The sequence below is a fragment of the Halomonas sp. E14 genome, assembly GCF_052568415.1.
In genome coordinates this window covers 804,073-827,096 of record NZ_CP199423.1, presented here as the reverse complement: position 1 = coordinate 827,096, position 23,024 = coordinate 804,073, and the positions used below count along the sequence as shown (strand labels likewise).

At 65.1% G+C, this 23,024-nt stretch carries 18 protein-coding genes; 7 read left to right on the top strand and 11 right to left on the bottom strand.

Going from position 1 to position 23,024, the window contains the following annotated elements:
• Positions 1-39 precede the first annotated feature (39 nt).
• The gene (locus ACT7B3_RS03820) at positions 40-936 is read left to right on the top strand and encodes a LysR family transcriptional regulator (RefSeq protein ID WP_445156897.1); all 897 of its coding nucleotides are present in this window, start codon (positions 40-42) and stop codon (positions 934-936) included.
• Positions 937-1,004: 68 nt separating this feature from the next.
• On the opposite strand, the gene ACT7B3_RS03815 is transcribed toward ACT7B3_RS03820, so the two are convergent.
• From ACT7B3_RS03815 to ACT7B3_RS03790, 6 genes are all read right to left on the bottom strand, one after another.
• Positions 1,005-1,988 carry a branched-chain amino acid ABC transporter permease gene (locus ACT7B3_RS03815; RefSeq protein ID WP_444678310.1) on the bottom strand — a complete coding sequence of 328 codons (984 nt, stop codon included), beginning with the start codon at positions 1,986-1,988 and terminating at the stop codon, positions 1,005-1,007.
• 4 nt (positions 1,989-1,992) lie between these two features.
• Positions 1,993-2,880, bottom strand: coding sequence for a branched-chain amino acid ABC transporter permease (locus ACT7B3_RS03810; RefSeq protein ID WP_444678311.1), 888 nt, complete (start codon positions 2,878-2,880; stop codon positions 1,993-1,995).
• Positions 2,881-2,940: 60 nt separating this feature from the next.
• The gene (locus ACT7B3_RS03805) at positions 2,941-4,161 is read right to left on the bottom strand and encodes an ABC transporter substrate-binding protein (protein WP_445156896.1); all 1,221 of its coding nucleotides are present in this window, start codon (positions 4,159-4,161) and stop codon (positions 2,941-2,943) included.
• Positions 4,162-4,335: 174 nt separating this feature from the next.
• On the bottom strand, positions 4,336-5,088 hold the full coding sequence (locus ACT7B3_RS03800; protein WP_444678313.1) for an ABC transporter ATP-binding protein: 753 nt from the start codon (positions 5,086-5,088) through the stop codon (positions 4,336-4,338).
• On the bottom strand, positions 5,085-5,855 hold the full coding sequence (locus ACT7B3_RS03795) for an ABC transporter ATP-binding protein (protein WP_444678314.1): 771 nt from the start codon (positions 5,853-5,855) through the stop codon (positions 5,085-5,087). The genes ACT7B3_RS03800 and ACT7B3_RS03795 overlap by 4 nt, the downstream gene beginning before the upstream one ends.
• A gap of 299 nt (positions 5,856-6,154) precedes the next feature.
• Positions 6,155-7,534 carry an L-serine ammonia-lyase gene (locus ACT7B3_RS03790; protein ID WP_445156895.1) on the bottom strand — a complete coding sequence of 460 codons (1,380 nt, stop codon included), beginning with the start codon at positions 7,532-7,534 and terminating at the stop codon, positions 6,155-6,157.
• Positions 7,535-7,681: 147 nt separating this feature from the next.
• Here ACT7B3_RS03790 and ACT7B3_RS03785 point away from each other — a divergent pair, with 147 nt between their 5' ends.
• On the top strand, positions 7,682-8,620 hold the full coding sequence (locus ACT7B3_RS03785) for a LysR substrate-binding domain-containing protein (protein ID WP_445156894.1): 939 nt from the start codon (positions 7,682-7,684) through the stop codon (positions 8,618-8,620).
• A 128-nt stretch (positions 8,621-8,748) separates the two neighbouring features.
• Here ACT7B3_RS03785 and rpoD read toward each other — a convergent pair whose 3' ends face one another.
• The 3 genes from rpoD to rpsU form a co-directional block, all read right to left on the bottom strand.
• Positions 8,749-10,605 (bottom strand): RNA polymerase sigma factor RpoD, encoded by a 1,857-nt coding sequence (gene rpoD, locus ACT7B3_RS03780; RefSeq protein ID WP_444678315.1) that lies wholly within the window; start codon positions 10,603-10,605, stop codon positions 8,749-8,751.
• Positions 10,606-10,827: 222 nt separating this feature from the next.
• Positions 10,828-12,663: a DNA primase gene (gene dnaG / locus ACT7B3_RS03775; protein ID WP_445156893.1), complete on the bottom strand. Its 1,836-nt coding sequence runs from the start codon at positions 12,661-12,663 to the stop codon at positions 10,828-10,830.
• A gap of 142 nt (positions 12,664-12,805) precedes the next feature.
• Positions 12,806-13,021, bottom strand: a complete 216-nt coding sequence (gene rpsU, locus ACT7B3_RS03770; RefSeq protein ID WP_444678316.1) for a 30S ribosomal protein S21 — start codon at positions 13,019-13,021, stop codon at positions 12,806-12,808.
• Between the two features lie 358 nt (positions 13,022-13,379).
• On the opposite strand from rpsU, the gene ACT7B3_RS03765 reads away from it, so the two are divergent.
• Positions 13,380-17,042: an EAL domain-containing protein gene (locus ACT7B3_RS03765; RefSeq protein WP_445156892.1), complete on the top strand. Its 3,663-nt coding sequence runs from the start codon at positions 13,380-13,382 to the stop codon at positions 17,040-17,042.
• A 105-nt stretch (positions 17,043-17,147) separates the two neighbouring features.
• Here ACT7B3_RS03765 and ACT7B3_RS03760 read toward each other — a convergent pair whose 3' ends face one another.
• Positions 17,148-19,139, bottom strand: coding sequence for a methyl-accepting chemotaxis protein (locus tag ACT7B3_RS03760; protein ID WP_445156891.1), 1,992 nt, complete (start codon positions 19,137-19,139; stop codon positions 17,148-17,150).
• Between the two features lie 258 nt (positions 19,140-19,397).
• Between ACT7B3_RS03760 and tsaD the strand changes: the two genes are divergently transcribed.
• Positions 19,398-20,435 (top strand): tRNA (adenosine(37)-N6)-threonylcarbamoyltransferase complex transferase subunit TsaD, encoded by a 1,038-nt coding sequence (gene tsaD, locus ACT7B3_RS03755; RefSeq protein ID WP_444678319.1) that lies wholly within the window; start codon positions 19,398-19,400, stop codon positions 20,433-20,435.
• Positions 20,436-20,437: 2 nt separating this feature from the next.
• Here the strand turns inward: tsaD and plsY are convergent, their stop codons facing one another.
• A complete protein-coding gene (gene plsY / locus ACT7B3_RS03750; protein WP_444678320.1) occupies positions 20,438-21,028 on the bottom strand; it encodes a glycerol-3-phosphate 1-O-acyltransferase PlsY in 591 nt (196 codons plus the stop codon).
• Positions 21,029-21,159: 131 nt separating this feature from the next.
• On the opposite strand from plsY, the gene folB reads away from it, so the two are divergent.
• The 3 genes from folB to ACT7B3_RS03735 are packed head-to-tail and all read left to right on the top strand — an operon-like array spanning position 21,160 to position 23,012.
• The gene (gene folB, locus ACT7B3_RS03745) at positions 21,160-21,525 is read left to right on the top strand and encodes a dihydroneopterin aldolase (protein WP_445156890.1); all 366 of its coding nucleotides are present in this window, start codon (positions 21,160-21,162) and stop codon (positions 21,523-21,525) included.
• On the top strand, positions 21,525-22,022 hold the full coding sequence (gene folK, locus ACT7B3_RS03740; protein WP_445156889.1) for a 2-amino-4-hydroxy-6-hydroxymethyldihydropteridine diphosphokinase: 498 nt from the start codon (positions 21,525-21,527) through the stop codon (positions 22,020-22,022). The genes folB and folK overlap by 1 nt, the downstream gene beginning before the upstream one ends.
• Before the next feature lie 60 nt (positions 22,023-22,082).
• Complete coding sequence (locus tag ACT7B3_RS03735; protein ID WP_445156888.1) at positions 22,083-23,012, top strand: exopolyphosphatase; 930 nt, start codon at positions 22,083-22,085, stop codon at positions 23,010-23,012.
• Positions 23,013-23,024: the final 12 nt, after the last annotated feature.

Sequence of the window (23,024 nt, the reverse complement as noted above, 5' to 3'; positions counted from 1 at the left end):
TTTCCGCTCAGCAATAATCTCAGGAACAAGAGGAGACACATGGCGCACTGGGACGGTATCGAAGCCTTCGTTGAGGTCGTACGCCTCGGTACCTTCGCGGCGGCCGCTCGTCGGCTGCAGGTGTCCAATTCGCACATCAGCCGCCAGGTCGCCCAGCTCGAGCAGCAGTTGGGCCTGCCGCTGCTCTACCGCACCACGCGCCAGATCCACCTTACCGATGCCGGCGAGCGCTACTACCTGCGCTGCCGTGAGCTGCTCGACGGTTTCCGCGACGCCGAAACGGCGCTGCAGCAGCTGCAGGAACGGCCCCAGGGGGTGCTGCACCTGAGCTGCGCCACCACCTTTGGCGAGCGCTTCATCGCACCGATGGTCAATGACTTTCTGTGCCTGCATCCCCAGTTGGAACTGCGCCTGCACCTGACCAACCGACAGGTCGACGTGATCGACGAAGGCTACGACGTGGTCATCCGCATGGGTACGCTGCAGGACTCTTCGTTGGTGGCACGCAGGCTCAGCGGGCGGCGCGAGTTCATCGTCGGCTCACCCGCCTATTTCCTCGGCGTGTCCCAACCGCACTCGGTGGCGGAGCTGAGCCGCCACCGCTGCCTGATCGGCACCCGCGACCTGTGGCGTTTCGACATCGACGGCGTGCATCGCGACGTCCGCGTGCAAGGCCCCTGGCAGGCCAACTCGGGCCCGGCGCTGCTGGATGCCGCCCTCAAGGGCCTCGGCCTGGCCCAGCTGCCCGACTACTACGTGGCGCCCTACCTGGCCAGCGGCGAACTCATCTCGGTGCTCGATGCCTTCCAGTGCTGCGACACCGGGGTCTGGGCCGTGATGCCCAGGCACCGCCAGCATGCCGCCAAGGTTCGTCAGTTCGTCGACTACCTGGTCGCCCAGCTACCGCAGCGGCTCCAGCAGGCCACCCAGCGCTGAAACGCCAGGTGGCGATGAATAAGAAAAAAGCGCCCCGAAGGGCGCCAGGAAGAGACCTGCGGTCACGCTCACTTGAAATTTTTGCGATACATCTTCATCGCTTCGCCGACGATGCCGCTGCGGAAACTCAGCACGCAGATGACGAAGATCACACCGAGGATCGGCCCCACCCAATTGCCCAGCGCCGACTGCGCCAGCATGTGCTGCAGGCTGACCACGATGCCAGCGCCGACCACCGGGCCGAACAGGGTGCCGACGCCGCCCAGCAGGGTCATCAGGATCACTTCGCCCGACATGTGCCAGTGGGCGTCGGTCAGCGAGGCGAGCTGGAACACCACGGTCTTGGTGGAGCCGGCCAGGCCGGCCAGGCCGGCCGAGAGGATGAAGGCCACCAGCTTGTAGGCATCGACGTTGTAGCCCAGCGACACCGCCCGCGGCTCGTTCTCGCGAATCGCCTTGAGCACCTGCCCGAACGGGGAGTGCACGGTGCGCTGGATCAGCGCGAAGCCGAACAGGAAGACGGCGAACACGAAGTAGTACATGGCAAGGTTACTGCGCAGGTTGATCACGCCGAACAGGTGACCCCGCGGCACCCCGTGCAGGCCGTCCTCGCCGCCGGTGAACGGCGCCTGGATGTAGAAGAAGAACACCAGCTGGGCCAGCGCCAGGGTCACCATGGCGAAGTAGATGCCCTGGCGGCGGATCGACAGCGCACCGAACACCGCCCCCAGCACCAACGCCGCGGAAGTACCGGCGAGGATGCCGAGCTCCGGCGTGATGCCGGGGTAGCTCGACAGCAGGTAGCCGGTGACGTAGCCGCCGGTGGCCAGGAAGGCCGCATGGCCGAACGAAAGCAGCCCGGCGTAGCCCAGCAGCAGGTTGAAGGCGCAGGCGAACAGCGCGAAGCACAGCACCTTCATCAGGAACACGGGGTAAGCGACGAAAGGCGCGACCAGGCCAATGGCGACCAGCGCCAGGTAGAAGGCGTTGCGGCGCAGGTTGGCACGCCGCTGGCGCTTCATGGAAGGCGTCATCGTTTGCGAAATGGCCATGATGTCATGCCTCCTTGCCGAACAGGCCGGCGGGTCTGAGCAGCAGCACCAGGATCATCACCAGGAAGATCACGGTATTGGCGGCTTCTGGGTAGTACACCTTGGTCAGGCCTTCGATCAAACCCATGGCCAGTCCGGTGACGATGGCGCCGAGGATGGAGCCCATGCCGCCGATGACCACCACGGCGAAGACCACGATCAGCAGGTTGGAGCCCATAGTAGGCGACACCGGGTAGAGCGGAGCAGCCAGCACCCCGGCAAAGGCGGCCAGGCCAACGCCGAAGCCGTAGGTCAGGGTGACCAGCAGCGGCACGTTGACGCCGAAGGCCTGCATCAGCGCCGGGTTCTCGGTGCCGGCCCGCAGGTAGGCGCCAAGCCGCGTGCGCTCGATGATGTACCAGGTCGCTAGGCAGACGGCGATGGCTGCTACCAGTACCCAGGCACGGTACTTGGGCAGGAACATGAAGCCGGTCTGGAAGCCGCCCTGCAGTGCCTCGGGCGTGGGGTAGCGCGCCCCGGACACGCCGAAGAAGTTGACCAGGGTACCTTCGAAGATCAGCGCCAGGCCGAAGGTCAGCAGCAGGCCGTAGAGGTGGTCCAGATGGCCGATGCGGCGCAGCAGCAGCCGCTCAATCAGCATGCCGAACAGGCCGACGAACAGCGGCGCCAGCAGCAGGGCCGTCCAGTAGTTGATGCCCAGATAGCGCATTCCCAGCAGGGTGGCGAACGCCCCCAGCATGTACATGGCCCCATGGGCGAAGTTGACGATCTTCAGCAGACCGAAGATTACCGCCAGCCCAAGGCTCAGCAGGGCATAGAAGGCGCCGTTGATCAGGCCCAGCAGCAGCTGACCCATGAACACCGCCAACGGCACCCCGAATATCATCGTCATGTTAGGTTCTCCTCGCCGTCAGAGGGGCGGCGGCCGTGGCCGCCGCCGGTCTTGCGTGCTTCAGTTCTGCACCAGCTTGCACTGGCTTTCGGAGAGCGGGCGATACGCCTCTTCGGCAGGAATGGTGGCGAGAATCTCGTAGAGATCCCACTCGTGCTCGGACTCGGCCGGCGTTTTCACCTGAGCCAGGTACATGTCGTGCACCATGCGGCCATCCTCGCGGAGGCGGCCATTGCGAGCGAAGAAGTCGTTGATCTCCTGGCTCATCATGTGCTCGCGCACCGTCTGGGTGTCGTCGGTTCCGGTGGCCTCGACGGCCTTGAGGTAGTGCATGGTGCTAGAGTAGACGCCCGCCTGCACCATGGTCGGCATACGGCCAACGCGGTCGTAGTAGCGCTGGGACCACTCGCGCGCCTCGTCGTCCATGTCCCAGTACCAGCCGGTGGTCAGCAGCAGGCCCTGAGTGGCGTCAAGGCCCATGGCGTGAACGTCGTTGAGGAACACCAGCAGGCCGGCAAGCTGCTGCCCGGCCTCCACCATGCCGAACTGGCTAGCCGTGTTGATGGCGTTGACGGTGTCCGCGCCGGCGTTGGCCAGGCCGATGATCTTGGCTCCGGAGCCCTGCGCCTGCAGGATGTAGGACGAGAAGTCGTCGGTGGGGAACGGATGGCGAATCTTGCCCACGATGGTGCCGCCATTCTCGGTCACCACGCGCTCCACGTCGCCTTCCAGCGCATGGCCGAAGGCGTAGTCGGCAGTCAGCATGAACCAGGTGTCGCCGCCCTGCTCGACAACGGCCTTGGCCGTGCCGTTGGCCAGCGGGTAGGTGTCGTAGACCCAGTGGATGTGGTTAGGCGAGCAGTGCTCGTTGGTGATGCTCGAGGCAGCCGACCCGGAGATGATCCCCAGCTTGTCGTTGGCCTGCAGCACATTGGTCACGGCGATGGTGACCGACGACGCCACCATGCCGGCAACGAGGTCGACGTTACGCTGGTCGACCCACTCGCGCACGGTGTTGGCGCCTACGTCGGCGCTGTTGCGGTCATCGGCACTGAAGACTTCGATCGGCGCGCCGTTGACGCTGCCGCCAAAGTCTTCCACGGCCATGCGCAGCGCTTCCAGGCCGCCGGGGCCGGCCAGGTCACGGTAGGTACCGGACATGTCGGCCAGGTAGCCGATGCGCACTGCGCCATCGCTGATCTGCGCCTGGGCGGCGGTGGCCATGGCAGCGGTGGCGGCAATGGCGATACTGCTGGCGAGAGTCTTCTTGATGAAGGTCATTTTCGTCTCCGTAGCCCATCCGGGCGGCTTGTTGTTGTGGCGACGCTGCACGGCAGGTCGCTGTTCTGCTGTGGTTACGAAAGTTGCTGTTGTGGTTCTTCTTGGCGCGCCGATGGCGCAATGTTTCGGCCGGGCCGCGCGAGGCACCGCCCAGGCTGTCACTGTCGGGTTGGCTCAGACTCCCAGCAGGGTGTGAAGGTGGTCGCGCCGCGATGGCAGCTCGGCGGCGGAAATCTCTTCGATGATGCGGCCGTGCTCCATCACGTAGTGACGATCGGCCAAGGGTGCTGCGAAGCGGAAGTTCTGCTCCACCAGCACGATGGTCATGCCCCGATCACGCAGCTTCACCAGCACCTCGCCAAGCTTCTGCACGATGACCGGCGCCAGGCCCTCGGTGATCTCGTCGAGCAGCAGCATGCGCGCCCCGGTGCGCAGGATGCGCGCCATGGCCAGCATCTGCTGCTCCCCGCCCGACAGCCGCGTGCCCTGACTGCGGCGACGCTCGTAGAGGTTGGGGAACATCGCGTAGATCTCGTCGATCGACATGCCCCCGGAGCGTACCGTGGGCGGCAGCAGCAGGTTCTCCTCGACGTCGAGGCTGGCGAAGATGCCCCGCTCTTCCGGGCAGTAGCCGATGCCCAGCCGCGGAATACGGTGGGCCTTCATGCCGATGGTCTCGGTGCCGTTGATCATGATCGAGCCGGTGCGGCGGCCGACCATGTTCATGATCGCCTTGAGAGTGGTGCTGCGCCCGGCACCATTGCGCCCCAGTAGCGTCACCAGTTCGCCGCGGCGCACCTCGAAGTCGACCCCGTGCAGGATATGCGATTCACCGTAGAAGGCATGCAGGTCGCGCACGCGCAGCATCTCGGCGCCGTCATGGTCGCGATACTCCAGCGCCGTCGGCTGTTCCACTACCTGGTTCATGCGCCGACCTCCTCTTCTGCTTCTCTACCCATGTAGGCTTCCTTCACCCGCGGGTCGGCAGACACGCTGGCGTAGTCGCCCTCGGCCAGCACGGCGCCGCGCGCCAGCACGGTAATGCGATCGCACAGCCGGCTCACGACGCTGAGGTTGTGCTCTACCATCAGCACGGTGCGGCCCTTGGCGACCCGGCGAATCAGCTCGACGATACGGTCGACGTCCTCGGCGCCCATGCCCTGGGTCGGCTCATCGAGCAGCATCAGGGTCGGTTCCATCGCCAGGGTGGTGGCCACTTCCAGGGCGCGCTTGCGCCCATAGGGCATCTCTACGGTGAGGACGTCGGCATAGTCGGCAAGACCGACCTGGTGCAGCAGTTCCATGGCGCGCTCGTTGAGCGGCTCCAGGCTACGTTCGGACTTCCAGAAATGAAACGAGGTGCCCATGGGGCGCTGCAGCGCCACGCGCACGTTCTCCAGCGCGGTCATGTGGGCGAACACCGCGGAGATCTGGAAGGAGCGCACCAGGCCCAGGCGAGCGATCTCGTTGGCCTTCATGCCGGTGATCGGCTTGCCGCGGTACAGAATTTCGCCTTGGGTGGGCGGCAGGAATTTGGTGAGAAGGTTGAAGACGGTTGTCTTGCCGGCCCCGTTGGGGCCGATCAAGGCATGGATATGCCCTTCCCGGACCTGCAGGTTGACATCGTCCACGGCGGTGAAGCCGCGAAACTGCTTGGTCAACCCGCGAGTTTCCAGAATGAACTCCTGGGTCATGTGACGTCCTCTCCGGACCGCTGGCAGCGATCCTTGTGCTTTGTTGTCGTTGTTGCGTCGTCAAGGCTGCCGTTGTTATTGGGTCGCCTGAGCCTTTCTGACCTTTACGTTAACGTAAGCTAGAGGAGAGCCACTCGCTGGGCAACACCTGAATCGTTGAACTCGACCAATGGTGTAGTTCTGAAGTCGTTATAGTGTTGTTGCTAAGGCGCACACGACGAAGCGATGCCAAGGCGGCATCGCTTCGTCGTGTGCAGTTGGCTTGGCTAAACAGCGAGAAGTAAACGACTTTCAGGACGTCAGCATTCGATGGCGTTGACCGCCAGGCCGCCGCGGGAGGTTTCCTTGTATTTGTCCTGCATGTCGCGCCCGGTGTCGCGCATGGTGCGAATCGCCTTGTCCAGCGAGATGAAATGCTCGCCATCGCCGCGCAGCGCCATCTGGGCGGCATTGATCGCCTTGACCGAGGCAATGGCGTTGCGCTCGATGCACGGCACCTGAACCAGCCCCCCCACCGGGTCGCAGGTCAAGCCAAGGTTGTGCTCCAGACCGATCTCGGCCGCGTTTTCGACCTGGCCCACGCTGCCCCCCATGACCTCGGCGAGCCCGGCCGCCGCCATGGCGCAGGCCGAACCCACCTCGCCCTGGCAGCCCACCTCCGCTCCGGAGATCGAAGCGTTCTTCTTGCATAGGATGCCTACCGCACCGGCGGCCAGCAGGAACTTCACCACATCGCGCTCGCTGGCTCCCGGCTGGAACTTCATGTAGTAGTGCAGCACCGCCGGAATGATACCCGCCGCCCCGTTGGTAGGCGCGGTAACCATGCGTCCGCCGGCGGCATTTTCCTCGTTCACCGCCAGGGCGAAGACATTGACCCAGTCCATGGCACCGAAGGTCGAGGCGATCAGGCTCCTGTCATCGCGCGCCGCCAGCAGGCGGCGATGCAGCGAGGCGGCGCGGCGCTTGACGTTGAGGCCGCCAGGCAGCACACCCTCATGCTGCAGGCCGGCATCGACGCACGCCTGCATGGCCTGCCAGACCTGCCGCAGGCCGTCATGGATCTCGGCTTCGCTGCGCCAGGCCTTCTCATTTTCCAGCATCAGTTCGCTGATGCTCAGGCGGTGCATGCGACACAGCGCCATCAGCTCGGCCGCAGAGTTGAAGTCATAGGGCAGCGTGGTGTGGTCTTGGTCCAGCTCGCCCCGCTCCGCCTGGGCCTCGTCGATGACGAAGCCTCCACCCACGGAGTAGTAGGTGTTGCGCAACAGCTCCTCGCTGTGCCCGTGCGCCACCAGTGTCAGCGCATTGGGGTGGTAGGGCAGGCTGCGCTCGTGCCACTGTAGATCGCGCGACCACAGGAAGGGAATCGTCAGGCGCCCGTCGAGCTGCAGGGTATGGGATTCCAGCAACTCTTCCAGGCACGGCTCGACGATAGCCGGGTCGATCCGGTCGGGACGCTCGCCCATAAGCCCCATGATCACCGCACGGTCGGTGCCATGCCCCTTGCCGGTGGCGCTCAGCGAACCGTACAGATGCACTTCCACGCGGGCGGTGCGCTCGAGTAATTCGACCTGCTTCAGCTGCTGGACGAAATCATAGGCGGCCCGCATCGGCCCCACGGTATGCGAGCTGGACGGCCCGATGCCGATCTTGAACAGATCGAAGACGCTGATTGCCATAACCTCTCCCGATGCTTCAATAAATGAGCCTTGCTAAACAACATTGCGCAAAGCCCTTTCTTGACCTTATGGTGGAGGCTGACTTGGCGCTGAACAAACGATTAAAACTCGCCTTGAGTATAGTAAAACTAAACGAATAAGCAGGACATGAGCCGCCTACTGCACGCCCAGACCCACGCCTGGCTGAAGGTCTTCGCCACCAGCGCCCGCCACCTCTCCTTTACCCGCGCCGCCGAGGAGCTGCACGTGACCACCGGGGCCGTCAGCCAGCAGATCAAGCAGCTAGAAGAGCGTCTGGGCTTCAAGCTGTTTCGCCGACTGCCACGCCGCCTGGAGCTGACCGAGGAAGGCAAGCGTCTGGCGGCGGTGGTCGACGAGGCCTACCAGGCGGTCGGCCTTGAGGTGAAGCGCCTGCGCAGCGGGGTGATGAGCGGGGTGATTCGCCTGCGCAGCGTACCGGCCTTCCTCAGCAAGTGGGTGATGCCTCGCCTGCCGCGCCTGCAGGCCCGCTTTCCCGATATCGAGCTGCACGTGATCGCCGAGGACAGCAGCCTGTCGCTGCGTGAAGGTGAGTTCGACCTGGCCATCGACCTGAACGACGGCCACTATCCCGGCCTCTCGATCACCCCCCTGATGGAAGAGGTGATCTTTCCCGTTTGCGCACCCGCCCTGCTGCGCCGGCGCCCGCCCCTGTCGCGCCCCGAGGACCTCGCCTGGTACCCCTTGCTGCATGACGTTACGGCCTGGCGTGGCGGCCACACCTATGCCGAATGGGAGCACTATCTGCAGGCACTGGGCGTCACGGCGCTGAATCCCCGACGGGGCTATACCTTCAATCGCCATCGCCTGGCCATGGAGGCCGCCATGGCCGGCATGGGGGTCGCCATCGCCCGCCAAGCGCTGCTGGCCGACGAGCTCACCACGGGCGCGCTGATCGCCCCCTTTCCCCAGCGTATCGACACCGGCAAACGCTACGGCATCGTCTACCCCAGCGGCGCCCTCGATGACCGCCGGGTGGCCGCCGTGCATGACTGGATCGTGGAGGAGGCGCAGCGCCATGCCGGCCCGCCGGCTCACGCCAGATGAGCGAGCCTTCTCCATCGTCACGCCGGTAGTGCTGCCATAAAAAAACCGCGACCTTGGGGTCGCGGTTTTTGACACTTCACTCTCCAAGCCATCGGCTCCTAGCCTTCGGCCTCAGGCAGCGGCCAGGCTCAGTCGTCGAGGAACGAGCGCAGCGGTTCCGAGCGGCTGGGGTGGCGCAGCTTGCGCAGGGCCTTGGCCTCAATCTGGCGAATCCGTTCACGGGTCACATCGAACTGCTTGCCGACCTCCTCGAGGGTGTGGTCGGTGTTCATGTCGATCCCGAAGCGCATGCGCAGCACCTTGGCCTCGCGAGCGGTCAGCCCACCCAGCACGTTGCGAGTGGCCTCGATCAGGCCCTCCCCGGTGGCCAGATCAACCGGCAGCTGCATGGTGCTGTCCTCGATGAAGTCGCCCAGGTGCGAGTCGTCGTCGTCACCGATCGGCGTCTCCATGGAGATTGGCTCCTTGGCGATCTTGAGCACCTTGCGCACCTTGTCCTCAGGCATCTCGAGGCGCTCGCCCAGCTCCTCGGGCGTCGGCTCGCGGCCCATCTCCTGCAGCATCTGGCGCGACACCCGGTTGAGCTTGTTGATCGTCTCGATCATGTGCACCGGAATCCGGATGGTGCGCGCCTGGTCGGCGATCGAACGCGTGATCGCCTGGCGGATCCACCAGGTGGCGTAGGTCGAGAACTTGTAACCGCGGCGGTATTCGAACTTGTCGACCGCCTTCATCAGGCCGATGTTGCCTTCCTGGATCAGGTCGAGGAACTGCAGGCCACGGTTGGTGTACTTCTTGGCGATGGAGATCACCAGGCGCAGGTTGGCCTCGACCATCTCCTTCTTGGCCCGGCGCGCCTTGGCCTCGCCGATGGAGAGCTTGCGATTGATCTCCTTGAGCTCGGGCACGGGCAGCTGCACCATGTCCTCTTCGAAGCCGATGCGACGCTGGGCGCGCTGGATGTCGGCCCGCAGCGGCTCCAGGCGATCGGCATACTTGCTGTGCTCGGCGATGAACTCGTCGAGCCACGCCTGGCGCGACTCGTTGCCCGGAAAGGCCTTGATGAAGGTCTTGCGCGGGACCTTGGCCATCTTGGTGAAGAGCTGCATCACCGCCTTTTCCTGGGTGCGGACCTGCTCGACGCTGATGCGCACCTGGCCCACCAGGCGCTCGAAGTGCTTGGGCACCAGTTTGATCGGCGAGAACAGCTCGGCCAAACGCTCGAGCTCGACCCTCGCCTGCTGGCTGTTGCGCCCATGCGCCTCGATGGCGGATCTCACCAGGGCATTTTGCTCGCGGATCTGCTCGAAGCGCGCCCTGGCTTCCTCGGGGTCCGGGCCACCGGAGCTCTCTTCCTCGCCGGATGAATCATCGTCATCATCGTCGTCGCTGTCGCTGTCGGAGACGCCGTCTTCGTCGAGGATGACTTCCGGCTCCTCGGCCTCAGCCACGCCAGGAATGCCCTCGTCGGGGTCGATGAAGCCGGAAAAGAGGTCGGAAAGGCGCCCAGGAACCTCTTCGTCCTGGGTGGTATCGTAGGCGTCGAGGATGGACTCCACGGCGCCAGGCAGCCAGGCCAGGGCCGACATCACCTCACGCGTCCCTTCCTCGATGCGCTTGGCAATCTCGATCTCGCCCTCGCGGGTCAGCAGTTCCACGGTGCCCATTTCGCGCATGTACATGCGCACCGGGTCGGTGGTGCGTCCGACATCGCTCTCCACGGCCGCCAGCGCAGCCACTGCCTCTTCGGCAGCCGACTCGTCGGCAGAGTGATCCGACATCATCAGGGTATCTTCGTCGGGAGCTTCCTCGACGACGCTGATCCCCATGTCGTTGATCATGCCGATAATGTCTTCCACCTGGTCGGGATCGGCAATATCCTCGGGAAGGTGGTCGTTGACCTCGGCATAGGTCAGGTAGCCCTGTTCCTTGCCTCGCGCGATCAACTCCTTCAGACGTGACTGCTGCTGCGCATTTCCAGCCATAGAAACCCTATCTCGACGAAGAAGAATGAAGCACCTGAGCGGTGGAGTGGAGAAAGTTGCGAAGCCCGATATTATAGCGGGTCAACCCTACTGCCCGCCAGCCCGGCCCTGTTGCACCTCGACTCAGGTGTGTTAGTTTAGTCGGTTATCCCGCTGCCGGAATTCGCATGCCGGCTATATATAGTGATGAACGCCGCGCTTTCAACCTCTCCACGCGTTCGCCTACCCCTTAAGCTCCCGCAACAACTCCATCAGCCGCCGCCTTGCCTCCAAGGATAGACGTTCACCGCCGCGGTCACGCGCCAGCAGCGATTCGAGCTCCTGCTGCGGCGACTGACGCCGCCGCTCGCGGCTCAAGCATTCCACCAGTCCTTCCAGCTCACGCGCCCTAGCTTCGCGCGGAATCAGCAGCTCGCGCTGCGCCAGCGCCTGCAGCCGCTGGCCGTGCTGACTGCCGTGAAAGTGCGCCAGCAGCACATGCGGGCTGCGGTAACGGCCGGCACGCAGCAGCGCCACCAGCTCACGGCACAGCTCGGCGTCCTGCTGCGACACTTCGATCCAGTCACCCCCCTCCGGCAGCTGCGCGACCAGCGTCGGCTCGTGCACCAGCAGCTGAACCAGCCGCGAGATGACGCCCAGCGGCGCACTTCTCCCCATGGCCGGCAACTGCGGCTCGCTGCGGCTCGGCGTCGCCTGGGGCGAAGGCGCCGGCGGCGCGACGCCCGGGTCGGCACCAGCCTCGTGGGCCGGACGAGCCGCTTCTAGCAAGGCTTCGAAGCGCGCCGGCTCGACTCCGGTACGTCGCGCCAGCTCGCTGAGCAGCAGCGACTTGAGCACGCCCTCCGGCAGCTTGCCCAGGGCTCCCAGCACCTGGCTGGCATAGCGCTCGCGGTCTTCGATACGGGCCAGATCGCGACCCTGCGCCGCCTGGTCGAACAGGAATTCCGACAGCGGGCTCGCACAAGTGATGCGATCGACAAAGGCCTCAGCTCCCTCGCGCCGGACCAGCGTATCCGGGTCCTCCCCCTCCGGCAGGAAGAGGAAGCGCGCCTGCCGTCCATCGATCATCAGCGGCAGCACGGTTTCTAGCGCCCGGGCGGCGGCCTGGCGCCCGGCCCGGTCGCCGTCGAAGCAGAACACCACCTCGCTGACCAGGCGAAACAGCCGCACGAGGTGCTCCTCGCTGGTCGAGGTACCCAGGGTGGCCACGGCGTTGCGAATGCCGAACTGAGCCAGCGCCACCACATCCATGTAGCCTTCCACGATCAGCAGCCGTTCGAGCCGCGGCTCGGCCTGCCGTGCCTCGTACAGCCCGTAAAGCTCGCGCCCCTTGTGGAAGACCGGTGTCTCGGGCGAGTTGAGGTATTTGGGCTTGGCATCGCCAAGCACCCGGCCGCCGAAGGCGATGGTGCGCCCCCGCACGTCGCGGATCGGGAACATCACCCGATCGCGGAAGCGGTCGTAGGTGCGGCCGCTCTCCTCGCGCTGCACCAGCAGGCCGTACTCGACCTGCACCGCTTCGGCCACGCCTCGAGCGCTCAGGTGTCGCTTGAGCGCCTCCCAGCCATCCGGCGCATAGCCGATGCCGAACGCCTGCTGCACCTCCCGCGACAGGCCGCGCTGCGCCAGGTAGTCGCGGGCATGCTGCCCTTCGGCCATCTTGAGGCGCTCACGAAAGAAGCTCGCCGCCAGCTCCAGCAGGTTGACACCCTCCTGGCGCTTGCGCTCGCGCGCCTGGGCGCGGGGGTCGTCGGCCCCCTCGCGCGGCACCTCGAGCCCCAGACGGGATGCCAACTGCTCCACCGCCTCGGGAAAGCGCAACTTGTCGTACTCCATCAGAAAGCGCAGCGCATTGCCGTGCGCTCCGCAGCCGAAGCAGTGGTAGAACTGCTTGTCCGCACTGACGGTGAAGGACGGCGTCTTTTCCTGATGGAAGGGACACAGGCCAGAGAAATTGCGACCCGTCTTTTTCAGCGTCACTCGTTCGCCGACAATTTCGGTCACATCGGCACGAGCCAGCAGGTCATCTATGAAGCGTTGGGGTATCTGTCCGGCCATGCAAGCGATACCACCTCCTGGCAGGCAGATGAACAAAGAATGGAGCTAGGGCGTGAAAAACAAGCGGCCACCCAACGGCGGCCGCTTGCTCATCCTTCCAGGAAGGCCGAAGCTGACGCCTCGCCGCTTCCTTCTGTACGGATCAATAGAGCCGTTCGAAGCGCTTGCGCTCGCGCTGCAGCTTCTTGGCATGACGCTTGACTGCAGCGGCTGCCTTGCGCTTGCGCTCGGAAGTCGGCTTCTCGTAATGCTCGCGACGGCGAACTTCAGAGAGAATGCCGGCTTTTTCGCAGGAACGCTTGAAGCGACGCAGGGCGACGTCAAACGGCTCGTTGTCACGTACTTTAACAGAAGGCATTAAGCACTCACCTACCTTAGGATCATGAGTTCGGTTTGTACGCACACCCTCTTCGACGCCTCGTCGCCTGGGCCAGAGCCGCATGAACGACGAGTAAAACGCCACTGGATGCACGACCCAGTTGTACAGCGCACGGTAGTTTAGTCGTCGCATCGATGCTTTGCAAACGCTCGAGGGGCGAACCTCACCTCCCCTTGACCTGGCCGAAGTCGTTGACACGGGTGGATTGCCAGCCACCCGCCCCACGGGATAGCGTGCGCCATGGTGCATTAGCAACACATGAATTTTTTACAAGAATATCAACCCTGAGCTCCCAGTCGCGATCACGCGTGGGCAGGGCCGAGAGGTGGCTTCGCCGATGACCATCCGTAACCTGTTGACCATGCTACTGACCGTGATGGGGCTATTGATCCTGATCGGCTCCAGCTGGGAAGTTCGCGAGCTTCGAGCCAAGCAGGACGCCGCCCGCTGGGTGCACCAGAACAACCAGGTGGCCGACCTTTCCCTGCGCGCCAGCGGCGTCATGGCCATGGAGCGGGGCATCACCGCCGCCATTTTGTCGCTTTCCGACCGGGGCAACCCGGAGATGCTTTACGAGATGGCCCAGCAGCGCCGCAGCGGCGATGAGCTATACCGCTCCCTCGAAGCGCTGGCGACGGAGCTGACCGCCGCTAGCGCCGACCTGCCGCTATCGCGCAGCCTGGCCCAGCTGGTCGGCCAACGCGAAGCGCTCGTCGACGCACGCCATCAGGTGGACCGGCTGATCGTCGGCGACGCCGCACCCTTGAACGAGCAGCAGTGGATCCAGCTGGCAACCCGCCATATCGAGGCACTCTCCAATCTGCGCGACGCGGCCAACCAGCCCAAGCCAGGCAACCTCTATTCCCATACCTCCAACCCGATCATCAAGGAAGTGCTGTTCAACGCCAGCGAACATGCCGGCCGTGAGCGCGCCCTCGTCGGCGCCGCCATTGCCCAAGGGCGTCCACTGAGCGGAGCCGAGCTGGCACAGCTGCAGCGCTATCGCGATACCGTCGACGCCTCGCTGGAACGCGCTCACGCCTTGATCGAGCAGCTTTCCGATGTCCCCGGACTGGTCGCGGCCAGGAAAGCGTTGGAGGCCGAATTCCTAGGGGATTATCAGTCGTTGCGCCAGGAGGTCTACGCGGCCAGCCGCAGTGGCCACCCCTACCCGGTCAGCGCCAGTGAATGGTACCGGCGCTCGACCAGCGGCATCGGCACGCTGCTGGCCCTCTCCGAGGCGGTCAGCGGGCACTTCGAAGCCCACCTGGAGCAGCTGCACAATTACGCCCGACTCTCGCTGCTGATGGTAGCCATATCGATCACGACCGCCGTCAGCGTCTTTCTGTTTGCCGTCTGGTCCATACGGCGCCGCATCCTGCATCCGCTGCGGCGGCTCGAAACGTCGATGAACCAAGTGACCGAGGGCCATCTCGACCGCCCGCTGCCGCCTTTCAGCCGTGATGAAATCGGCACCGTGGCGGGTGCCTTCGAGCAGCTACGCACCAGCCTGGTCGAGGACATTGCACGGCGCGAAGCCAGTGAAGCCGAGCTGCGCAAGCTCTCCCACGCTGTGGAACAGAGCGCGGACTCGGTAATCATCACCGACCGCCACCGCAACATCGAGTACGTCAACCGCGCCTTCGAGCAGCTACGCGGCTACCGCCGCGAGGACATCATCGGCATGAACGCCCGCCTGCTGAAAAGCCATGAGCGCAACTCCCCGGAGGTCTACCAGGGCTTTCGCGAGGCGCTGGAAAAAGGCGAGGCCTTCCGCACCATCCTGATCAACCTCAGCGCCCAGGGCGAGCTCTACTACGAAGAGATCACCGTCTCGCCGCTGTACGATGACGCCGGAGCGATCAGCCACTACGTGGCCAACGGGCGCGACGTGACCGAACGGATGCGCACGGAGCAGGAGCTCAAGAAACTCAACCAGGCGATCGACCAAAGCGTCAGCTCGATCGTCATTACCGACGCCAGCGGTATCACCGAATACGTCAATCCCCAGTTCACGCGCACCACCGGCTACCACCCCGAAGAGATCAAGGGACGACGCATCCCGCTGCTGGAGCCGGGGCACCTCCCCCGCAGCCAGTACCAGAACATGCGCCGCACCTTGCAGCAGGGCAAGGTGTGGGAAGGCGAGATCCTCAACCGCCGCAAGAATGGCGAACCCTATTGGGAGCTGACCTCCATCAGCCCGGTACGCAACCAGCACGGCATCGTCACCCACTTCGTGGGCATCCAGTACGACATCAGCGAGCGCAAGCAGATGGAAGAACAGATCAATCAGCTTGCCTACTACGACGACCTGACCGGCCTGCCCAACCGCACCCTGCTGGCCAAGCGTTTCGACAAGCTCGCCGAACGGGCGCTGCAACGGGGCCAGCAGGTCGCCGTACTCTCGCTGGACATCAGCCGCTTCCACCTGATCAACGACAGCCTGGGCCACCGCACCGGCGACAAGGTGCTGCAGAGAGTCGGCCAACGGCTTGCCGACTGCGCCCGGGGCCAGGACACGGTGGCCCGCTATGCCGGCGACGAGTTCGTGGTGCTCCTCAGCGACATACCCCACTATGACGGCATTGCCGCAGTGGCCCAGCGCATGATCGACGCCGTCTACCGCCCAATATCCATCGACGGCCACGAGCTGCACATCAACATGCATGCAGGCATCAGCGTACTGCCACAGGACGGCCAGGATCTGGAGACCCTGCTCAGCAATGCCACCACCGCCCACCATATCGCCGCGCGTGAGGGGCAGCGGGTGTTCCGTTTCTTTACCGAGGACCTCAACACCGCTGCCTTGATGCGACTCTCGCTCGAGCAGGACCTGCGCCGCGCCCTGGAGCAAGGCGCCCTGGAGCTGCATTACCAGCCCAAGGTGGACTTTGCCAGCGGCAAGGTAGTGGGAGTGGAAGCCCTGGCTCGCTGGCACCACCCCAGCAAAGGCCCTATCTCACCCATGCACTTCATCCCGGTGGCCGAAGAGACCGGACTGATCCAGCCGCTGGGCGAATGGGCACTGCGCGAGGCCTGTCGGCAAGGCCGGATGTGGCAGGAGCAGGGGCTGGGTCCGTTGATCCTTGCGGTCAATCTCTCGGCACGTCAGTTGCATCAGCCAGAATTGGCAGACTCGGTGGGCAGGATCCTGGCCGACAGCGGCTTTCCCCCGGAAAGCCTCGAGCTGGAGCTGACCGAAAGCGCAGTGATGGAGCGGCCCGAAGAGACCATCGCCGTGCTGAATGCGCTGAAGGCCCAAGGCGTGCACCTGGCCATCGACGACTTCGGTACCGGCTACTCCAGCCTGGCCTATCTGCGCCGCTTCCCCTTCGACACCCTGAAGATCGACCGCAGCTTCATTACCAATGTCACCACGTCGCCCGATGAAGCCTCCATCGCGCAGACCATCATCGCCATGGGCCACGGGCTGCGCCTGCAGATAGTGGCCGAAGGGGTGGAAACCCTGGCTCAGGCGGCCTACCTGCGCCGCCGGCACTGTGACCAGCTGCAGGGCTACCTGTACAGCCGTCCACTGCCAGGCGCGCAGATGACAGAGCTGCTGCAAGCACGGCGGCGGCTGGAGCTGCCGGCCATCGACACGGCTGCCGACAAGCGCTCGCTGCTGCTGCTGGACCCTAACCCAGACGTCGTCGCGGCACTGAGCAACCCGCTGCGTGCAGCCGGCTACCGGCCCCTGACGGCCACTCGCAGCAACGAAGCGTTCGACCTGCTGGCCATGAACGGCATCGGCGTGGTGATCGGCAGCATGCACCTGCCTGACATGCCGGGACTCGAATTCCACCGCCGCGTCAGGGCGCTCTATCCCGAGATCGCCTGTCTCGCCTTTGCCGCCGCGAAGGACGCCCCCTTGGCCACCACCGCCGTCGAGCAAGGTGTGCTCTACAGCTGGATCGACCCGGGCAGCCAGGCGGAGACGCTGGTCGCCCAGGTGGAGGCGGCCTTCTCCCCCGACCCGTCGAGCGTAACACCGTGAAACTGCTACTTCGGCAGCTGCCGCGGATGCCACACCTGGCACAGCGGCTGCGCCTCGGCTCGCCCTTTGCCGTCTCGCTTCGCCGTGCCATCCTGCTCCTGGCGCTCAGGCCAGCGCCGGCAGCGGCTTCTCCCAGGGAGCCGGCTGCGAGGAGGCTGCTTCGGGTTCGCACCGCTCACGCTGTCCCAGGACGAAGGCGTTCATCAAGGCATTGAGGTGCTCGGCCTGCTCGCGCATGTCGGTAGCGGCGTTGGAAGTCTGCTCCACCAGAGCGACGTTGCGCTGGGTGTTGCCATCCAGTTCGCCGACAGCCTGGTTGACCTGAACGATGCCTGCGCTCTGTTCGCGGGCGCCGGCGCTGATCTCGGCAATCACCGCACTGACCCGCTCGACGCTAGTGAGTATCTCCTCCATGGTCGCGCCGGCATGCTCCACGATCTGCGCCCCACGCTGGGTATTCACTACCGAGACATCGATCAGCTGACGAATCTCGTGGGCGGCATTGGCGCTGCGGCTGGCCAGGGTGCGCACTTCCTGGGCCACCACGGCGAAACCGCGCCCGTGCTCGCCGGCGCGGGCCGCCTCCACCGAGGCGTTGAGGGCCAGGATGTTGGTTTGGAAGGCGATGCTGTCGATCAGCGTGATGATCTCGCCGATACGCCCCGCAGACGTACTGATGTCTTCCATGGTGCCGCCCACCTCCTGCATGGCAGCCTTCCCCCTGCGGGCCACCTCGGCGGTGGACTGTGCCAGCGCGTCCGCCTGCTGGGCCGAGTCGGCGCTATGGTTGACCGTCGCGGTGATCTGCTCCATGGAAGCCGAGGTCTCCTGCAGGCTCGACGCCTCCTGCTCGGCATGGGTGGCCAGGGTCTCGCTCCCCTGGGCGATCTCCTCGGCGCTGAGATAGACCCGCTGGGCGCTCTCCTTGACGTCCAGCAGCAGCCCCTGCATGCGCGCCGCAAAGGCATTGAACTGGGCAGCGAGGCTACCGATCTCGTCATGGTGAGTCACACTCAGGCGGCGCGTCAGGTCGCCGTCGCCTTCGGCAATCTCGCGCATGGCCTGCGCCGTCTGGCGCAGCCGCAGTACGGTGCTGCGCCCGATCGACACCGCCACCAGCACCACCAGCCCCGCGATCACGGCGGCTATCACGCCGTTGCTCACCAGGTCGCGCCGAGCGCCGTCGCGCAGCCCGGCCACCAGCGCCAGTACGCTCTCGGCGACGGTATCCTCGACGACCTTGAGACGATCGATCTTGACCGACTGCCACTCGAACCAGCGCTCCGGGTCGATGCCGAAGCCTTGGCGAGCGGCACTGAGCAGCACCGTTTCCCGAAGCGCTTCCAGCCGCTCGACCTCAGGGCCGGCCAGCTGAGTAGCGAGCAGCGCGCGCTGCGACGAGGAGGCGAGGATCTGGAAGGTGCTCAGCTGTGCGTCCTGGGCACCGATCAGCGAGACGAAGCGCTGGTACGCCTGACCATCGATGCGGTCCGCTCCGAACGCGCCCGAGAGTAGCGCCCGCTCGATGCCGGCCAGCTCCTTGGCGCGCAGCAGGCTGTAGTAGGCTGCCAGGCTGCGAGTGGTCTGCGCCTCACCGGTGACATGGGTGAGCCGCCCCACGATCCCGATCAGCTCGGCGTTGAGCTCGGTATAGCGGCCGGTCACCTCGGAGGCCGAGGCCGCGTGGGCATCCACCCGTTGGCGAAGTGCGGCCAGACCGGCAAGGTGATCCCTGACGACCCCCATCGTCTGCCAGGCAGGATCGCTGCCATCGCCCTGCCCCAGCGCCTGCAGTCGCGTTTCGAAACGCTCGATTCGTCGGTCTGTCTGCGCTCGCTGCGCCTGCAGCTCGGCGCCGTACTGGCGCCCCTGGGTACCAAGGAAGATGGCACTACCGCCCCGCTCGCGCTGCAGCTCATGGACCAGATCACCGGCGGTCAGGGCCAGGCCGGTGAGTTGGTGCAGCTGGCTCATGCTGCTGGCAAGCTGCTGACGCTCTACCACCTGCAGGCCGGCGAAGCCTCCCATGGCCAGCAGCGGCAGCATCAGCGCCAGCAGTATCTTGTGGCCGATGGAAATATGACGAAACAGGTGCATGACGATCCCCCGAGACGCGCCGGCAGCGCTCTGCCAAGCTTGTTATTGTTGTTCCCAACCCCGCAGCCTAGGCCAATACCCGATTATCCCCATGATTCAGATCAAGTTTTCCGATAACACTTCAGCCTCGATCGGAGGCAAGGCGTTGAATGGCACCCAAACTCAGGGCTTGCTTTTCCGCTCCCGGCACTAACGCCAGCCGAGGCTCCGGTGAGTTTGCTAGAATGTCCGCCTCCCACTTTTTCATGAGCCTGAACCATGCGAGTCCTTGGCATCGAAACCTCCTGCGATGAAACCGGCGTCGCGATCTACGATACCGAGCGTGGCCTCACCGCCGACGCGCTCTACAGCCAGGTGGCCATGCATGCCGAGTTTGGCGGCGTCGTGCCCGAACTCGCCTCTCGCGACCATACCCGCCGCCTGCTGCCGCTGATCCAGCAAGTGCTCGACGGTGCCGGCATCAGCTGCCACCAGCTCGATGCCATCGCCTACACCGCCGGGCCCGGCCTGGTCGGTGCGCTGATGGTCGGCGCCAGCACCGCCCACGGCATGGCGCGCGCCCTTGGCATTCCGGTGCTTGGGGTGCATCACATGGAAGGCCACCTCATGGCGCCTATGCTCGAGGAGGCTCCGCCGGCGTTTCCCTTCGTCGCCCTGCTGGTATCCGGCGGGCATACCCAATTGGTGGAGGTGCAGGGCCTGGGCCGCTATCGGCTGCTAGGCGAGTCGGTGGACGATGCCGCTGGCGAAGCCTTCGACAAGGCCGCCAAGATGCTGGGGCTGGCCTATCCCGGCGGCCCGCAGGTGGCTCGCCTGGCCGAAGCCGGCGACCCGACGCGCTTCCGCTTCCCGCGGCCCATGACCGACCGTCCCGGCCTCGACTTCAGCTTTTCCGGGCTCAAGACCCACACCCTGACCACCCTGCGCCAGCTCGAACAGGCCGACGATCTGGACGACCAGGCCAAGGCAGACGTGGCGCGGGCCTTCGAGGAAGCGGTGGTAGATACACTGGTGATCAAGTGCCGGCGCGCGCTGGACGACACCGGCCTGAAGCGGCTGGTGATGGCGGGCGGCGTGAGCGCCAACGCGCGGCTGCGCGAGCGCCTGGAGTACGAGGCGGGCCAGCGCGGTGCGCAGGTCTACTACCCGCGCGGACGCTTCTGCACCGACAACGGTGCGATGATCGCCTACACCGGCGCCCAGCGGCTGCTGGCCGGCGAGCACGATGTCGTAGGCCAGATGAAAGCGGTGCCGCGCTGGCCCATGGAAAGCCTGCTGCCGCCTGCCAAGCCCTAGGCTCAATGCAGGCTGGGTTCGTCACCCCGGCCAAGACGGCGAATATTGAGCAGATGGCGCAGCAGTACCAGGCCGGTGAAGACCAGCACTACCCCCACGTAGGCCGGGGCCAGCCATAGGCTGGCCAGCGGGGCGACCGCGGCGCTGGCCAGCGATGCGATCGCCGCGGTGCGCACCTTCCACGCCAACAGCGCCCACAGCAGGGCACAGCACAGCGCCACCCAGGGCGTCAGCACCAGCATGACGCCAAAGGCGCTGGCCACCGCCTTGCCCCCGCGAAAACGATGCCAGAGCGGAAAGCTGTGACCCAGCAGCACGGACAGCCCGACCATGCCCTGTGCCCAGGGCGCCAGCCCCAGCGCCATGGACAGCCACAGTACCGGCATGCCCTTGGCGGCATCCAGCAGCAGGGTCAGGGCGGCCAGCCCTCGCCCATGCAGGCGCAGCACGTTGGAAAAGCCGGGGTTGCCGGAGCCCGCCCGGCGCGGGTCGCCCACGCCAGCCAACCGACATACCCACAGCGCCCCCAGCCAGGAGCCGCACAGGTATCCCAGCAGCATCAAACTCAGCAGCAGTCCTGCCTCTAACGTCACGCCACCCGCACCTCCCTGGTTAATGCCCCGATTCTGCCAGCCCCGCCGCCACGGGAACAGCGCCGTGCGCTGTCCTCGCCGAAAGCGCTCACGTACAATCGGACCCCCTAAAGCCGACACGGAAGCCGCCCATGGATTGCGTACTGATCGAATCGCTCGAGATCGAGACGGTCATTGGCGTCTACGACTGGGAGCGCAGCCTACGCCAACGTTTGGTGCTCGACCTGGAACTGGCCACCGACATTCGCCCCGCGGCGGCAGCGGACGATCTGGCGCTGACCCTGGACTATGCCGCCATCAGCCAGCGCATCGCCCGCTTCGCCGAAGCACATGACTTCGCGCTGGTGGAAACCTTCGCCGAGCGCCTGGCGGCGCTGCTGAAGACAGAGTTCGCCATTCCCTGGCTGCGCCTGACCGTGCGCAAGCCCGGCGCAGTCGCCACGGCCGCGGCCGTCGGCGTGCGCATCGAGCGCGGCACGCGGCCGGAGGCCCCCTGATGGCCCTGGTCAGCGTCAGCATCGGCAGCAATATCGAGCGCGAATACCATGTGCAGGCCTGTCTGGCGGCGCTTGCCGCCACCTTCGGCCACCTGGCGGTATCGCAGGTATACGAGAGCGAGCCGGTAGGCTTCGAGGACGGGCGCAATTTCTACAACCTGGTGGTCGTCTTCGACAGCGACTGGTCGGTGGGCGAGCTCCAGGCCTGGTGCAAGCGCATCGAGCGCGAGCACGGCCGACGGGACGGCACGCCCAAGTTCAGCCCGCGCACGTTGGACATTGACCTGCTGACGGTGGGCGACCTGGTCGGCGAGCACGACGGTGTCATGCTGCCACGCGACGAGATCCTGCATCACGCCTTCGTGCTGCTGCCGCTCGCCGAGCTGCTGCCCGACACCCCCCACCCCGTAGCGGGACGCCGCTACGCCGAACTGTGGTCCGAATTCCGGGCGGACAACCAGCGCCTGTGGCCCGTTACATTAGTTAGCAATAGTTAACTATTGCGGTAGACTCACGCGCAGTGCACTCGAAAAACCGACAACAAGAAGGAGTCGGCAATGTCCGCCAAGTTTCGCCTGGTCACGCGCAGCGATTTCGACGGTCTGGTCTGCGGAGCCCTGCTCAAGCACCTCGACCTGATCGATGACATTCTCTTCGTCCATCCCAAGGATATGCAGGATGGCAAGATCGCCATCGGCGAACGCGACATCACCACCAACCTCCCCTATGTGGCCGGCTGCCACCTCGCCTTCGACCACCACCTGAGCGAGACGCTGCGCAACGTCGATCGCGCCGACAACCATGTGATCGACCCCGAAGCCCCCTCGGCGGCACGGGTGGTGTGGCGGCACTACGGCGGCCACCAGGCGTTTCCCCAGCGCTGGGACGACATGATGGAGGCGGTGGACAAGGGCGATTCGGCCCAGTTCAGCCGCGACGAGGTGCTCGACCCGCAGGGGTGGGTGCTGCTCAACTTCATCATGGACGCCCGCACCGGGCTCGGCCGCTTCCGCGACTTCCGCATCTCTAACTACCAGCTGATGATGAAGCTGATCGACTACTGCCGAGATCACTCGATCGAGCAGATTCTCGATCTGCCCGACGTGCGCGAGCGCATCGACCTTTACCGCGAGCACGGCAAGCTGGCGCGAGAGCAGATCGAGCGCTGCGCGCGGGTGCACGACAAGCTGGTGGTGCTAGACCTGCGCAACGAAGCGACCATCTACGCCACTAACCGCTTCGTCATCTATGCGCTCTACCCCGAGTGCAACATCTCCATCCACGTGATGTGGGGCCTCAAGCAGCAGAACACCGTCTTCGCCATCGGCAAGTCGATCCTCGATCGCAGCAGCCGCACCAATGTCGGTCAGCTGTGCCTGGAGTACGGCGGCGGCGGGCACTTCAACGCCGGCACCTGCCAGATCGACAACGATCAAGCCGAAGCCCGACTGGGCGAGATCATCGCGCGTATCAACGCCGACGGCTGAGCCTTCCCGAGC

What these genes read in the sequence shown, in the direction of transcription:
- dnaG (WP_445156893.1), bottom strand. Translation starts at nt 12,663, where the DNA reads ATGGCCGGACAGATACCCCAACGCTTCATAGATGACCTGCTGGCTCGT.
- ACT7B3_RS03820 (WP_445156897.1), top strand. Translation starts at nt 40, where the DNA reads ATGGCGCACTGGGACGGTATCGAAGCCTTCGTTGAGGTCGTACGCCTC.
- ACT7B3_RS03810 (WP_444678311.1), bottom strand. Translation starts at nt 2,880, where the DNA reads ATGACGATGATATTCGGGGTGCCGTTGGCGGTGTTCATGGGTCAGCTG.
- ACT7B3_RS03795 (WP_444678314.1), bottom strand. Translation starts at nt 5,855, where the DNA reads ATGACCCAGGAGTTCATTCTGGAAACTCGCGGGTTGACCAAGCAGTTT.
- ACT7B3_RS03800 (WP_444678313.1), bottom strand. Translation starts at nt 5,088, where the DNA reads ATGAACCAGGTAGTGGAACAGCCGACGGCGCTGGAGTATCGCGACCAT.
- ACT7B3_RS03815 (WP_444678310.1), bottom strand. Translation starts at nt 1,988, where the DNA reads ATGGCCATTTCGCAAACGATGACGCCTTCCATGAAGCGCCAGCGGCGT.
- tsaD (WP_444678319.1), top strand. Translation starts at nt 19,398, where the DNA reads ATGCGAGTCCTTGGCATCGAAACCTCCTGCGATGAAACCGGCGTCGCG.
- rpoD (WP_444678315.1), bottom strand. Translation starts at nt 10,605, where the DNA reads ATGGCTGGAAATGCGCAGCAGCAGTCACGTCTGAAGGAGTTGATCGCG.
- ACT7B3_RS03735 (WP_445156888.1), top strand. Translation starts at nt 22,083, where the DNA reads ATGTCCGCCAAGTTTCGCCTGGTCACGCGCAGCGATTTCGACGGTCTG.
- ACT7B3_RS03765 (WP_445156892.1), top strand. Translation starts at nt 13,380, where the DNA reads ATGACCATCCGTAACCTGTTGACCATGCTACTGACCGTGATGGGGCTA.
- rpsU (WP_444678316.1), bottom strand. Translation starts at nt 13,021, where the DNA reads ATGCCTTCTGTTAAAGTACGTGACAACGAGCCGTTTGACGTCGCCCTG.
- ACT7B3_RS03790 (WP_445156895.1), bottom strand. Translation starts at nt 7,534, where the DNA reads ATGGCAATCAGCGTCTTCGATCTGTTCAAGATCGGCATCGGGCCGTCC.
- folK (WP_445156889.1), top strand. Translation starts at nt 21,525, where the DNA reads ATGGCCCTGGTCAGCGTCAGCATCGGCAGCAATATCGAGCGCGAATAC.
- ACT7B3_RS03760 (WP_445156891.1), bottom strand. Translation starts at nt 19,139, where the DNA reads ATGCACCTGTTTCGTCATATTTCCATCGGCCACAAGATACTGCTGGCG.
- folB (WP_445156890.1), top strand. Translation starts at nt 21,160, where the DNA reads ATGGATTGCGTACTGATCGAATCGCTCGAGATCGAGACGGTCATTGGC.
- ACT7B3_RS03785 (WP_445156894.1), top strand. Translation starts at nt 7,682, where the DNA reads ATGAGCCGCCTACTGCACGCCCAGACCCACGCCTGGCTGAAGGTCTTC.
- ACT7B3_RS03805 (WP_445156896.1), bottom strand. Translation starts at nt 4,161, where the DNA reads ATGACCTTCATCAAGAAGACTCTCGCCAGCAGTATCGCCATTGCCGCC.